The organism is Sulfurimonas sp. (genome assembly GCF_026991475.1).
Classification (GTDB): Bacteria; Campylobacterota; Campylobacteria; order Campylobacterales; family Sulfurimonadaceae; genus Sulfurimonas.
Window position 1 is genome coordinate 1 of record NZ_JALXBK010000088.1, and the last position, 13,837, is coordinate 13,837.

The following is a 13,837-nucleotide window of genomic DNA, read 5'->3' on the forward strand; positions in this document are numbered from 1 at the left end:
CTCTAGTGCTAGCTTTGATTTTGATTAGAGATTTTTCACTGCCTCGTAAGCAGTATCCATCATTATATCTATCTCTTCTTTTTTGATGATATAAGGTGGCATAAAATAGACAATATGCCCAAGTGGTCGTAGTAAAACACCATGCTTTAAGCCGTATTGATAAACTTTTAATCCTATTCTCTCTTGCGGTTCATACCCTTTTAATTCTACCACAGCCACCATACCCGTTTGACGAGTCTCTTTTACATTATGAAGCTTCTCAAATTTTTGAAGTTTTTGTGCCATATAAGCAGAGAGTTCTCTGTTTTTTTCTATAATATTTTCATTTTCAAAAATATCAAGTGTTGCGTTTGCAGCAGCACAGGCAAGAGCATTTCCTGTATAAGAGTGTGAATGTAAAAATGCTTTATGTTTGTTATAATCACAATAAAATTTCGCATAAATCTCATTTGAAGTCAGCACAACAGAGAGTGGCAGATACCCTCCTGTAAGCCCTTTTGAAAGCACTAAAAAATCAGGAGAAATGCCTGCTTTTTGAGATGCAAACAGCTCGCCTGTACGCCCAAATCCAACCATAACTTCATCCGCTATAAGATGCACATTATACTTTGTACAAATCTCTCGAATACGCACTAAAAAGAGAGGATGGTACATATGCATATACCCTGCTCCTTGAATCAATGGTTCAAGTATTATAGCACTTATTTCATCAGCTCTTTTCTCACACAGAGTCTCAAACGCAGCGGCTGCGTTTAGTGCAGCTTCTTCACTCATATCTTTAGGAACCTGCGTTTGAATAGTTTCAAGAAGAAGTGGGGCATAGGTATCTTTGTAAAGTTCTACATCCCCAACACTAAGCGCACCTATTGTCTCACCATGATATGAATTTTTGAGCGATACAAACAGAGGTTTTGTTATACCATCATTCAAATGTGCATGAAAACTCATCTTAAGCGCTACTTCAACAGCAGAAGAGCCATTATCTGAATAAAAACATTTATCTAAATCTGGCGGTGTTAGTTGCACAAGTCTCTCAGAGAGTTTTACCACTTGTTCATGTGTAAATCCTGCGAGTATAACATGCTCTAGGCTATCTAACTGCTCTTTTATTTTCTCATTTATATAACTGTTAGTGTGTCCAAACATATTGACCCACCAACTACTAATGGCATCCATATATCTATTACCCTCAAAATCCTCCAAATAAATTCCATGCGCTTTTTTTATAGGAATTAGAGGAAGTGTTTCATGATCTTTCATTTGAGTACAAGGGTGCCAGAGGACATCCAGGTCTCTATTTTTCAATTCTTCATTTTTCATAAGCAAATTATAGCTTTGTAGCGCCTCTTTATCAAGTTTTAATACGAATTTACATAGAATTACGTAAATTTGATACAGAAGGTATATTTTATATGATTACGTGGATGCAAAGGCACAAAAAGTGGCTAATAATAACTATTTGGATTTCAACTATCGCTTTTATTGGTGCTGGTTTCGTAGGATGGGGGCAATATAGCTACGGAAACAAAGCTGGAGCAGTTGCAAAAGTAGGGGATATTAAAATTTCTCAAAGTCAACTTCAAAAAGCTTACTCTCGTTTATACAGCCAATATAGCCAAGCACTACAGGGTAATTTTGATGAAGAAAAAGCAAAACAGTATGGACTAAAACAACAAGCACTTCAAAGTCTGCTCCAACAAGCACTCATTTTAAATCTTGCATCTTTTTATGATTTACTTACAACAAATGATGAGCTAATCAAAGCATTGGAAGCACAAAAAGCTTTTCAAGAAAATGGTGTTTTCAATAAAGAAGTATATAAACAAGTACTAGCACAGAATAGACTCACACCTACAGAGTATGAAACTGAATTAAAAAAAGAGTTATTAATAGAAAAAACTCTTAAACTCCTTCCTATTGAAGTCTCAAAAAATGAGCAAAACATTCTTGCTTCAATATTTAAAATAGCAGATAAAATCAAATATAAAAAAATTACACTTAATAATATTAAAGTAAATATTACAGATGAAAAACTCAAAAAATTCTGGCAAAGCCGCAAAAATGATTTTATGAGTGATGTTATATACCAAGTAAAGTTTATAAAACAAGCACCTGTTACAAAAGAGTATGATACGAAAAAAATAACAAACTACTACCAAGAAAATAAAACACACTATAAAGCAAAAGATGGAAAAATTCTTCCTTTAGCAAAAGCGAAAAAACAGGTTATTCAAGAATTGAATCAAAAAGCAACAAAAGAACAAGCATTAAGAATGTACATAGCATTTAAAAAAGATAGACTAAAAGCTGATATTACTCCAACAGAAGCTACTGTTTCTAAATCTAGTAATCCTTTTACTCCTGAAGCATTGGTAAAAATATCAAAACGCTCACTTGCAGATCCATTTATGAAGCCTATTAAGGTTGGTGAGAGTTACTATATATTTAAACTAATAAAAATCACACCAGCACAAGCGAAGAGCTTTGCTGCTGCAAGAAAAGAACTTTTACCAATATATATAACTCAAATGAGAAAAGAAAGTATTGTAAAACTTGCTACAAATTCTTTAAAGAATTTTTCAGGTAATACCACAGGATTTGTTACAATAAACGCAGTAGATAAACTCACAGCTTTAGATAAAACAGAAGCAACAAACTTTTTGCAAAAACTTTTTGTTAGTGATAAGAAAAAAGGTTTTATAACGCTTAATGATGGAAATGTTATTTTGTATAACATTTTGGAACAAAAAATGCTTCCTAACACTAACATTAAATTGAATGGTGAAATGCGTAAGCTAAAAAGTGCAATGTTCAATGAAGGCTTAATTAAAAAGCTTCAAAAAATGTACAAAACTGAGATATATATCAAAGGACTCTAAGTTGAGTAGAACTGTTTTAGCCATCGATATTGGCTCTACAAAAATCTGTGCAATAACTGCTGAAATAGATAACAATAATGACATCTCTATAACAGGAGCTGGAACGACAAAGGCGCAAGGGCTTAAAAAAGGTAGTATTACCAATATTGAGTTAGCTTCTCGTAGTATTAAAACTGCAGTAGAAGATGCCAAACGAGTTTCAGGCAGTTCTATTTCAACTGCCATTGTCTCTATGTCTGGAGCTTATACAAAAAGTTTAAATTCTAACGGTATAGTGAACATACAAAGTAAAGAAATATCTCTTGAAGAAATAAAACGTGTTATGCATACATCTTTATATAATGCTAACATTCCAAATGAATATGAAGTGCTTCATGCGCTTCCTTTTAATTTTAAAGTGGATGATCAAGATTATATAGAAGATCCGCTTGGGATGAATGCTTCACGCTTAGAAGTTGAAACACACATCATTACAACACAAAAATCAAATCTAAATAACCTGAAAAAAGCTGTAAGAGGCGCTGGAATTGAAGTAGAGAACATTGTGCTCAACAGTTACGCTTCTGCTATTGCAACACTTAATGAAGATGAAAAAGAGTTAGGTGCTGCTGTAATTGACATGGGTGGAAACACAAGTAATATTGCTATCTATTCAGGTAACTCAATAAGATACAATGAATATCTTGGTGTCGGCTCAAATCATGTTACAAGTGATCTGTCAATGGCACTACATACACCACTTAATGTTGCGGACAAAGTAAAACTTACTTATGGTTCACTACTTACACCAAGTAATGAACTTATTGAGTTACCAATAATTGGCGATGAAAATACTACACATGAAGTTTCTCTTGAAGTTGTACACAATGTCATCTTTGCACGTGTGGAAGAGACTCTTATGATTTTGGCACAGTTTATTGAAAATAGTGGATTAAAAGATCAAATTGGTGCAGGAATTGTCCTGACTGGTGGTTTTTCAAAAATGGATGGCATTAGAGATTTAGCTGTTGCTACTTTTGGTTCAATGCCTGTGAGACTTGCAAAACCAATGGAAATGAATGGACTTTTTGACTCTCTTAGAGGGCCAGAATTTTCTAGTGCTATTGGTCTTATTATGTATTCTGCAAATGCATATACAAGGTATGAGATTGATGTAAATAAACGTGTACGCCATACAAATGAGATGCCAGTAGAACAAAGTAGTGTTGATTTTAGTAGCACTCCAGATATTCCAGTTGCACCATCAGATGAACCTAAAAAAGCAAAAATGATTAACCTGGCGGTGGAAGATGCAAAAGAGAAAAAGAGTGATGAAGCAAGTAGCTTGAACAAGTTTTGGAACTGGGCGACCCAGTTATTTTAAAGGAGTGAGATAATGGAACCATTTATAGTTGAAGAAGCACATAATCCTAACGGAGCAAGAATTATAGCAGTCGGTGTTGGTGGTGGCGGCGGTAATATGATAGGTCACATGATTAATGAAAATGTGACAGGCATTGAGATGATGCTTATCAATACTGATGCACAGGTCTTAAGTGAGACAAACGCAGCAACACGCATTCAAATAGGTGCAAAGCTTACCAAAGGTCTTGGTGCAGGGATGAAACCAGAGATTGGTAAAGATTCTGCATTAGAGAATTATGATGAAATAAGAGAAGCACTTGATGGTGCAGATATTGTATTTATCTCTGCTGGTTTAGGCGGTGGTACAGGAACAGGAGCTGCTCCAGTTGTTGCACAAATTGCAAAAGAAGTTGGTGCGCTGACTATCTCTGTTGTCACAAAACCTTTCCGCTTTGAAGGAAACAGAAGACTCAAACTCGCAGAGAGTGGATTAGAAGAGCTTAAAAAAGAGAGTGACTCTATTGTAGTTATTCCAAATGACAAACTTCTCTCTATCATCGACAGAAAACTTGGACTAAAAGAGAGTTTTAAAATTGTAGATGCAATTTTAGCACAGGCTGTTAGTGGTACTTCTGGTGTTATCCTCTCAAGTGGAGATAATGACATCAACCTTGACTTTGCTGACTTACAAACGGTTATGAGTCACAAGGGTATGGCACTTATGGGTGTTGGTGAGCATGAGGGAGAAAATGCTGCTTATGAGGCTATTAAAGCTGCTATTGAATCTCCACTACTTGACAATATGTCTATTAACGGAGCCATGGGTGTGTTAGTTCACTTTAGTATGCATCCAGACTTTCCAATGTTAGAGCTTGCGGATGCCATGGATGTTGTTCATGAAAGTGCGCATGATGATGCTGAAGTTATCTGGGGAACATCAACAGATACTACACTTCCTGAAAATTATGTAAAAATTACCATCGTTGCTACTGGTTTTGAAAGAGATCTTGCAACTACAAACAATGAAGACTTTGTAAGTGAAACTCCTGTAGCTCCTCGTGCAAAAGTTCGTCCACGACTTGTTGTTGGTGGAGACTTAGACAGTGACTATCTTGACATTCCCGCATATATGAGAAATCAACAAGACTAATCTTCATTGAACTCCTTTTCTAAAATTATGAAGGCCAAATCACTCCTTGGTCTTCGTGAAAAATCTTCTCTAAAAGAGATCAAAAACAAATACAAAAACCTTATGAAAAAATGGCATCCTGATAAGCATAGAGATGATATTGAAAAAGCAAATCAGATGAGTATGCAGATAAATGAAGCATATGAAACTATACTACAATACTGTAATAATTATGAGTACCCTTTTGATGAGGAGAGTGTTAAAAAAAACACTTATACCCCAAGTGAATGGTGGAATGATAAATTTGGTGCAACAAACGACACAATCTAAAGAAAAACCCCATTTTTAAAGTAATAAAATAGAGGATAAGCAGTTATAACAACAACATAAAGTGTATCAAAAAATATTGAAATTTTAAATCTCAAATCACTCTCTTTTTTACTAAACGCAATAAGCCCAACTATAATTCCATAAAATGTCCCTACAAAAAGAAAAATATATAAGAAATACCCTACATAATGATAATCTTTTTGTAACATACAAAATGGACAATGGTGCGTTGGTAACTCGTAAATATATGTGCCAAAAAAACCAATTAAAGAAATAAAGGCAATAATCATAAAAAGAAGATTGAAAATAGAGTAGAAATATCTATTTTTAGCAATATAAGCAGCAATGATAAAAAGATAAATACCATAAAAAAGAGTTAGCAAATAGAGCGGTTTCGCTCCTATAATATCTGCCATATATGTTCCACTTGTTGTAGAGTAAATAGAACCACAGCAATCAACTACACTATTTACATCAATAGAAAAGAACATACTCATCTGCAAAATAATTTCAATAAGCAGTAAAATATAGGCAAAACTAAAGATAAAAAATTTCAATTTTAAATATTTTCTATCTTCAAGTTTCATATCTTCATTATTTAAAACTATCCAGTAGCCAAAAAGATATAAATTAAGTATTTTTAACATTAGAAGCGGTGTACCATATTGCGTTGCGTTTACAACACCTGCTCCACACATAGCCCCTGGTAAGACAGTAGAAATTTTATCTAATGTAAATATAAAAAAGATAAATAGTGGAATCTTAATCGTAAAAATAAACTTTATAATTGTTGCAACAAGATAACTCTGCTTTTCAAGTTTATATTGTAGTGCCGTCGTTTCATCTGCCTTATACTGCACCAATATCTTGACACTAAAATAAAATGCTACAGTAGCAAAAAGTAAAAACAGGAGATTTAGAATATCGAGTGTTAGTATTTCAGGTGTTAATAACATTGTCCATCTTTTACTTCAATAATTCTATCTACAAAATCCAAATGAAAAAAGAGTGGATCATGTGTCGCTAAAATAATTGTTTTATTTGTTGCTTTTAATCCTCTCATAATCTCTATAAAATCAAGAGAGAGCTTTTCATCCAAATTCGCTGTTGGTTCATCTGCCAATATAATTTTAGGATTATTTACATTTGCACGGGCTATTGCTACCCTTTGTTGTTCCCCTCCAGAGAGATTTTTTACCAAACTCTCCTCTTTGTGTTTTATATTGAAAAGGGTTACCGTTCTTTGAAATTTCTCTTCGAGTAACTCTCTCTCTAAATTTTCAGGAAGTAGAGGCAGTACAATGTTGTCATGCACGCTCAATGTAGAGATAAGATTGTATCTTTGAAATATAAAGCCAATGTTATCGCGTCTAAATTCACTACAAAAATGATCAGGCAGTTTTGAGATTTTTTTATTATCTACTATTACCTCTCCAGATGTTGGTTTTAAAAGTCCTGCAATCAAAGAAAGAATGGTACTTTTTCCACTTCCGCTCACTCCTTTTAAAACAATAAACTCACCCTCTTTAAATCTTAAATCAACACCTTTGAGTGCCTGTACTTTATCATCATAAGTTTTTATAACATTGTGTAGTTGTATCATCGCATCACCTCATCAGCATCAATAGTAGCAACACGCCATGAAGGAATAATTGTCGCTGCAATATAAATAGGAACAGATAAGAAAAAAAGTAAAAAAAGCGTATCATAATCCATTACAAATGGAAGTGTAACACTCTGCATACTATTATATGATAAAAAGATATTTTTAATAATTGGAGCATTTAAAATATAGACATAAAAGAGTGCAATCAATATACCCATCAAATAAGAGCTAAAAGATATTATAAGCCCTTCGTAGAGTTTAACATTAAGAACATCTTGGACTCTCCAACCTATCGCCTTTAAAATGCCTATCTCTCTCTTCTCTTCACTGCTTAAACCATTTGATTTGTCATAAACAATAATGAAAAAAGTAAAAAGAGTGATTATAAAAAGCATTAAAAAAATTCCACTTGTATTATTAAATCTACCCTCTAATGCTCTTTTCATCTCTTTTTTTGTCTCCACCTTTGCGTTTGGAAGTATATCTTTGATTTTCAATGCAATAGATGGTACCTCTAAGGGATTGGCTACCTTTACTATCAAGTCAGTTGCCTCACTGCGTTTATATCCAAAAATATTACGAAGAGTATCTTTGTCTAAAAGAATCATATCTTTTGATTCCAGCTGCGTTTGTGGAGAAAATTCTCCTGCAATATTCACTCTTAGAACTTTTCCATCTCTTTTTATAAAATTAAAATATTTACTGTAGTAATGCTTTGTAAACAGATGTTTTACACCCTCTCCTATTACCATACTAGAACTATTTAAATCATACTTTTTAAGACTATTTTTTACTACACTATTGTAATGATTTTCAAATTCATCAACACCCACAAGTAAAAGCTTGGCATTAGCAAATCTGTAATAACCCCATACACGAGATACAACATCACCAACACCATTAATATTTAAAATAACATCCATCACCCTGTCATCAATAGTTGTATCTACACCAGCTTTTTGATTTGTCACAACTATTTCAGGAAGTGACTTAAATGTAGTATTAAGTTCATACTTTAAAGAGCTCTGAACAAATAAAAATGATGCCAAAAGAGCAGTCATAAGTGTTAATACTATAACAATAAAAATATTTTTTGATTTATAACGGAATATGTAATTTATAGCATATTCAAGAAGATAGAAGTTGATTTTTTTCATTTATTTAACTCGATTTGACTATTTTTCAGTGCAGTATTAAAATTTGACATAGTAGATAAACTCAGTAATTTACTCTTGTGTTCCATACTCTCTTTTGTCTCACTCTTATAAAAGTGAAGATAGAGTAACTCTCCTAAAAATAAAAAGAGTAAAAGAGATAAAAAAGATAAGAAATAGCTACTTTTTTTACTCATCTAACTTATAAACCTCAGCAGAAGTAATCTCTTTAAAAGAGAGTATCTTTTTACCTCTATGATCAAGCATAAATCGTTTTGCCTCTTTTTTATCTTTAAATGCAATCAGCTCATTACCCATAGGACCATAAACACTACTACCCATAACATAGTAGGCATCTTTTGCATCAACCGTCTCTTGTGTATAGTAATCTTGAACCAAAATCACTTTAATATTTTTAGAGTGTTTAAAGTAGTATTTCATCATATCTTTCACACCATCAAATGATGGATTTTTAGTTCTATTTTTATACTCTATGCGTGCTACCCATCTAGGATATTTATATAAGAACATACCACAAATAGGGCATTTGTCTTTTTTTGTTACTTTGAGTCTTGCATAATGTTTTGTATGAGTGTTTTCTCTTTTGACTTCCCAAAGATAGAGTAAAAGAGCATCACTATATTTCAAAGGGAGCTTTAAGCAGATATGTTTAGTGACAATATCATTTTGCAGGGCATCAAAAGTTTTATACTTCTCAAGATGGAGTTGTGGACACTTTTTCTTATAAATCTTTTCACCCATAGGATAAATCTTCTTCTCTTTAACAGCTAAAGAATAAGAGGGATATGCAAAAAGCGAAATAGTTAAAAAAATAAAAAGAGTAACAAGTTTAAAAAGAGACATCTATCTACCTTGAATTTTAGTAGATAGATAATAGCGAAATAGTGTTAATTTTGTGTTAAGAAGCAGATACTTTATCTATTTTGAGGGGACTCTTAAAATCATCAGTCGTCTTACAAATAAAACCAAAAGAGCAACTGCTAAAATTTTAAAATCTATTTCACTTGCTATATGAATATTTTCAAAAGTATCACTCTGTGTTGCTTCTGCTCCAAGCGCCTGCATTGAGAGGATTTTTGGAACATAAATAGCACTAAAAAGTAATCCAGAAAAGATAACAATTACAGCACTGGCAAAACTAATAGCATCTCTTTGTCCCATTTTATAAACAATTGCCTCATAAAAGAGAACATAAATCACCATAAAATAGACCCAGTAAGAAAAACGGCGAAAAATTTCCCCCATAATAATACCTGCATTATAGTTATCTATTAGCAGGTTTACAGTAATTTTATCTGTATGAAAAACAACTGGTGCCACAATAGCACCTAAAGCAATAACAGCACCAAATGTTGCTGCTAAAATAATAAAATATGCAAAATCTAAATATATATTTTTTTTCAATTTTCTAACCTTTATAAAATAAGAGTAAAGCCCCTATCAAAAGAGCTGTAATCTTTGTAAAATTCTAAACTACCATACTTTTTATCTTTTAAATATTCTCGTATTTTATCTTGTTGGTCATAACCCATCTCACAACTAAAAAACTTAATCTGCTTCTTTAAGACTTCATCAAGAAGTTGTTTTATGATTTCATCACCAATACTTCCACCAAAAAGTGCATTTTGTGGTTCATAGGAGAGATTTGATTCCAAACTTACTCCCTCCTCAATATAAGGAGGATTTGATACAAGATAATCAATTTTCTCACTTACAGGTTCAAGAAGAGAACCTAAACGCAGCTCAATTCTATTTTCAAGTCCAAACTTCTCTATATTTTTTCGTGCAACATTAAGTGCAACAGATGATATATCAACAGCAATAAATTTTGCATTTTTAAGATGCTTTGCCAACATTATAGAGATAATGCCACTGCCAACACCAACTTCAACAAAGAGCATATTTGTCTCTTTATTATCAATATTTTTTAACACTTCATCTATAAGTAGTTCTGTCTCAGGACGAGGAATAAGCGCACCTTCATCAATATAAAACTCTTCGCTATAAAAATTAACTCTATTTGTAATATACTCAAATGGCTCATTTAAAGCACGCCTTTGTACCCACTGCAAATAGTTCTCTACATTTTCAACACTAGCACCCTGATGTGTTATAAGCCATAACTCATCTACCTCTAAATGCGCCATAAGCAGAAGTTGTGCTTCTCTCGAAGCTCTTTGTATATCTGCATTTGAGAGTATTTTTGTTGCTTTTAAAAGTAAATCTTTTACTAAATATCTACTTCGCATTTACCCTCAATACCACTTCTCTCAACATAGCCAATATCTACGCCAAGCTCTTTAAGTCTCTCAATTACAGGTGGATGTGTATAGTGAAAAAATATATATAATGGATGAGAGAGTGGAAAACTTTTGTTCTCTTCTACTAACTTTTTCAGAGCATTAGCAAGTTCTATCTCCCCTGCTGCACCACCAAGTTCACTTCCCATTTTATCTGCTGCATACTCGTTTTTACGGCTCACTACACCCATAATAGGCATCATAATAAAACCAAGAACAGGCATAAAAAGCATTAGTAAAATCATAATCACATAAGGCTCTTTTGCTATTCCCATCTCAAGGTAGAGACTATCTGGCAAGTTACCAAAAATAGCAAACATTACAAAAAGCATTCCACCCACTAAAGCGATATTTTTAAAAACATCACCATGTGCGAAATGTCCAAGTTCGTGTCCAAGAACAGCTAACAACTCTTTTGTACTTAGTTTTTCAAGTAATGTATCAAAAAGAACAACTCTCTTTGATTTTCCAAAACCACCGAAGTAAGCATTAAGTCGTCCATCTCTTTTACTCGCATCACTAACAAAAACACCACTACTTACAAAGCCAGTTGTATCCATAAGTCTTTTGATTTCACTATCTAACTCTTCATCTTCAAGAGGAGTAAGTTTATCAAAGAACATCGCTCTAAAAGTTGGATAGAGCATATTGATCATAATAACAATTGCGAAAATGAACACAAAACTCCACAACCACCAAAGAGCAAAATTTTCAATAATCTCGTAAATTCCCCAAACAACCAAAGAACCAAGGAGAAGTGTCATCACAAAAGAGATTAATGTATCTTTTATCCATTGCCCAAGAGTTGATTTGTTAAAACCAAATGCTTCATCGAGTACAAATTTTTCATAATATGAAAATGGTATAGAGATAATAGAGTTAATAATGATAAAACTCATTACAATTTCAATATTCATCATAGCTGCGTTTGGAGTTGCAATAAATGCAGAGTGTAACCAAGAGATTCCAAACGCTATCCAGACTATAAAAACAAGATACTCAATAAAAACATTTACAATGGAGAGTTTCTCTTTTGCAACTGCATAATTACCCGCTTTTAAAAAATCATTTGCTGTTAATAACACCGGTGTCTTTCTTTTAATTTGATTGATATAGCCTATTTGCATTACACTCACATATATTGTAATTAAAACATATAAACTATATATTCCCACTAGTGTCATTAACATCTATTTTCCTTTTAATTTATAAAATACTCTTAGACAAGGGTACATTTGTTATATCATCATGAATTTGTATAACATCTCCCTTATCAGTATAAATTTTACTTGCTGCAAAAAATGCGCATCCTATAAGGATTCCAACTATTATAACACCCCAGACAACTCTTTTCTTCTCGCCGCTTAGAGTATCATAATCATCAAAATCTCTTAATTCTGGTTCTGAACCTATTTTAGACATAACCTCACCTTTATATAAAATTTTCATAATTATACTGTGAGAAATTATATTTTTGTAATAAAATAAAAAGTACTATGACGATTTAAGTCTATTTTTTATTTTATTTATTCGTCGTTTATAAAATATAATCAACAACTTTTGATTCTATTGTCAGCTCTTTTATAAGTGAAACTACCTCTAAATGAGCAGGATGAGTTGCATAAGTTTTTAAACCTGATTCATGTTCAAATGTTGCATAAAGAGACAAATCCATAGCTCTTGGAGATTGATTAAAATCAATTCCAACTTCCATACTATTAAGAGTATCTATCTCTTGCAGCAGATTTTCAAGTCTCTCTTTTACCATCTCTAAATTTGCTTTTTTATTTTCATCTTTAAATTTAAACACTACTATATGTACAATCATAACATAAACCTTTTTTATTATATTGCGGTGATTTTATCTAAAACTTTATAATTATTAGATAAGATATTTTATGAAAGAATTATATGGTGTTGGAATTTTATTTTTTTATTTTTTAAAATGGCCTATAGTGATTGGTTATCCCTATCTGCGTTTGCATGGTTTATCTCAAAACTATATTCTTGATGCGTTATGGCTCTATTGTCTTTTTTTAATATTTAAAGACTTCTATATGATGCTTCAGAAAAAAAAAGATAACGATAAAGATTCTAAATAAAACTTTTCCAAAAATACTCAGCAATAATGACAATAAAAAATATACCTAAAAGATTAAGTATGATGCCATAACGCATCATATCTTTCACACTTACTACTCCACTGCTCATAGCTATTGCGTTTGGTGGTGTTGCTATTGGAAGCATAAAAGCATAACTTGCACATAAAGTTGCTACCATCATAAACAAGCTTGTATCAATGCCCGCTTGCGATGAAACCGAATAAATTACAGGTAGCATTATAGATATAAGTGCTGTATTTGAAGTTATTTCTGTTGTAAATGTTATCAAAATTGCTACACTAAATAGAAGTATAATCGGTGATAAATCAGTCATACTCAATAGATATGTCGCTATTTCATCTGCCAAACCGCTGCTGCTAAAAGCTTTAGCTATAGAAAATCCTGCACCAAATAAAAACATAATAGCAAAAGGAATCTGTTTACTGTCTTCATCCCAATCAAGAATTTTAAAAGGAGAGATAAAGAGTAAAATGCCAAAGAAAAGAAGTATAGCGCTTTCACTCATTCCTAAACCATTCCAATAGGGTCTTATTGGGGCATTTACAAAGAGAACAACAATAAGTCCAATCATTAAAAAAAGCACTCTTTTTTGAGTATCGTTTAATTTTTCATTTTTAATCTCTCTTTGTATAACAATATCCCCTACACCTACACTTAAAAGCAGACTGACACTAATGAGCATCACAAAAGAGAGTGGTGCAACCATCATCATCCACTTAAAGAAAGGAATAAGTTGCATATGATTCTCTTGCATAATTCCTAAAAGTATAAGATTTGGAGGAGTACCAATAGGTGTTAAAATACCGCCAATACTTGCTCCATACGCAATTGCCAAAGCAAAACGCATCTGTAACTTTTTGTTTTTAGTTAAAAAAAGGGCAATGGGCATAAGAAGCAAAGTTGTTGTTGTGTTTGAGAGAATAGAGCTTAAAAGTCCCGTCGTAATAGAGA

The 13,837-nt window shown here is 32.7% G+C and carries 17 protein-coding genes; 5 read left to right on the forward strand and 12 right to left on the reverse strand.

Going from position 1 to position 13,837, the window contains the following annotated elements; translation table 11 throughout:
• Positions 1–24 precede the first annotated feature (24 nt).
• Positions 25–1,320, reverse strand: coding sequence for an adenosylmethionine--8-amino-7-oxononanoate transaminase (locus MV589_RS07250; protein ID WP_297433406.1), 1,296 nt, complete (start codon positions 1,318–1,320; stop codon positions 25–27).
• Between the two features lie 92 nt (positions 1,321–1,412).
• Here MV589_RS07250 and MV589_RS07255 point away from each other — a divergent pair, with 92 nt between their 5' ends.
• Genes MV589_RS07255 through MV589_RS07270 form a run of 4 tightly spaced genes read left to right on the forward strand, consistent with a single transcriptional unit; the run spans position 1,413 to position 5,682 of the window.
• Positions 1,413–2,879, forward strand: coding sequence for a peptidylprolyl isomerase (locus MV589_RS07255; protein WP_297433407.1), 1,467 nt, complete (start codon positions 1,413–1,415; stop codon positions 2,877–2,879).
• A gap of 1 nt (position 2,880) precedes the next feature.
• Positions 2,881–4,242 (forward strand): cell division protein FtsA, encoded by a 1,362-nt coding sequence (gene ftsA, locus MV589_RS07260; protein WP_297433408.1) that lies wholly within the window; start codon positions 2,881–2,883, stop codon positions 4,240–4,242.
• A 12-nt stretch (positions 4,243–4,254) separates the two neighbouring features.
• Complete coding sequence (gene ftsZ, locus MV589_RS07265; protein ID WP_297433409.1) at positions 4,255–5,373, forward strand: cell division protein FtsZ; 1,119 nt, start codon at positions 4,255–4,257, stop codon at positions 5,371–5,373.
• Between the two features lie 27 nt (positions 5,374–5,400).
• Positions 5,401–5,682, forward strand: a complete 282-nt coding sequence (locus MV589_RS07270) for a J domain-containing protein (RefSeq protein ID WP_297433410.1) — start codon at positions 5,401–5,403, stop codon at positions 5,680–5,682.
• Here the strand turns inward: MV589_RS07270 and MV589_RS07275 are convergent.
• The 10 genes from MV589_RS07275 to MV589_RS07320 form a co-directional block, all read right to left on the reverse strand.
• The gene (locus MV589_RS07275) at positions 5,679–6,638 is read right to left on the reverse strand and encodes a hypothetical protein (protein ID WP_297433411.1); all 960 of its coding nucleotides are present in this window, start codon (positions 6,636–6,638) and stop codon (positions 5,679–5,681) included. The genes MV589_RS07270 and MV589_RS07275 overlap by 4 nt on opposite strands.
• Complete coding sequence (locus MV589_RS07280) at positions 6,629–7,285, reverse strand: ABC transporter ATP-binding protein (protein ID WP_297433412.1); 657 nt, start codon at positions 7,283–7,285, stop codon at positions 6,629–6,631. The genes MV589_RS07275 and MV589_RS07280 overlap by 10 nt, the downstream gene beginning before the upstream one ends.
• Positions 7,282–8,445: an ABC transporter permease gene (locus MV589_RS07285; protein WP_297433413.1), complete on the reverse strand. Its 1,164-nt coding sequence runs from the start codon at positions 8,443–8,445 to the stop codon at positions 7,282–7,284. The genes MV589_RS07280 and MV589_RS07285 overlap by 4 nt, the downstream gene beginning before the upstream one ends.
• Positions 8,442–8,639 (reverse strand): hypothetical protein, encoded by a 198-nt coding sequence (locus MV589_RS07290; protein ID WP_297433414.1) that lies wholly within the window; start codon positions 8,637–8,639, stop codon positions 8,442–8,444. Before MV589_RS07290 ends, MV589_RS07285 begins: the two co-directional genes overlap by 4 nt.
• Positions 8,632–9,306: a nitrous oxide reductase accessory protein NosL gene (locus tag MV589_RS07295; RefSeq protein ID WP_297433415.1), complete on the reverse strand. Its 675-nt coding sequence runs from the start codon at positions 9,304–9,306 to the stop codon at positions 8,632–8,634. Before MV589_RS07295 ends, MV589_RS07290 begins: the two co-directional genes overlap by 8 nt.
• 75 nt (positions 9,307–9,381) lie before the next feature.
• On the reverse strand, positions 9,382–9,867 hold the full coding sequence (locus MV589_RS07300) for a DUF4149 domain-containing protein (protein WP_297433416.1): 486 nt from the start codon (positions 9,865–9,867) through the stop codon (positions 9,382–9,384).
• 11 nt (positions 9,868–9,878) lie between these two features.
• Positions 9,879–10,712, reverse strand: coding sequence for a peptide chain release factor N(5)-glutamine methyltransferase (gene prmC, locus MV589_RS07305; protein ID WP_297433417.1), 834 nt, complete (start codon positions 10,710–10,712; stop codon positions 9,879–9,881).
• Positions 10,694–11,953, reverse strand: coding sequence for a M48 family metallopeptidase (locus tag MV589_RS07310; RefSeq protein ID WP_297433418.1), 1,260 nt, complete (start codon positions 11,951–11,953; stop codon positions 10,694–10,696). Before MV589_RS07310 ends, prmC begins: the two co-directional genes overlap by 19 nt.
• A 16-nt stretch (positions 11,954–11,969) precedes the next feature.
• The gene (locus tag MV589_RS07315; RefSeq protein ID WP_297433419.1) at positions 11,970–12,185 is read right to left on the reverse strand and encodes a hypothetical protein; all 216 of its coding nucleotides are present in this window, start codon (positions 12,183–12,185) and stop codon (positions 11,970–11,972) included.
• A gap of 115 nt (positions 12,186–12,300) precedes the next feature.
• Positions 12,301–12,591: a Dabb family protein gene (locus MV589_RS07320; protein WP_297433420.1), complete on the reverse strand. Its 291-nt coding sequence runs from the start codon at positions 12,589–12,591 to the stop codon at positions 12,301–12,303.
• 70 nt (positions 12,592–12,661) lie between these two features.
• Here MV589_RS07320 and MV589_RS07325 point away from each other — a divergent pair, with 70 nt between their 5' ends.
• Positions 12,662–12,865: a hypothetical protein gene (locus MV589_RS07325; RefSeq protein WP_297433421.1), complete on the forward strand. Its 204-nt coding sequence runs from the start codon at positions 12,662–12,664 to the stop codon at positions 12,863–12,865.
• Here the strand turns inward: MV589_RS07325 and MV589_RS07330 are convergent.
• Positions 12,858–13,837: SLC13 family permease (locus MV589_RS07330; RefSeq protein ID WP_297433422.1), on the reverse strand; the 980-nt coding region annotated here is incomplete at its 5' end. The two genes, MV589_RS07325 and MV589_RS07330, sit on opposite strands and share 8 nt — an antisense overlap.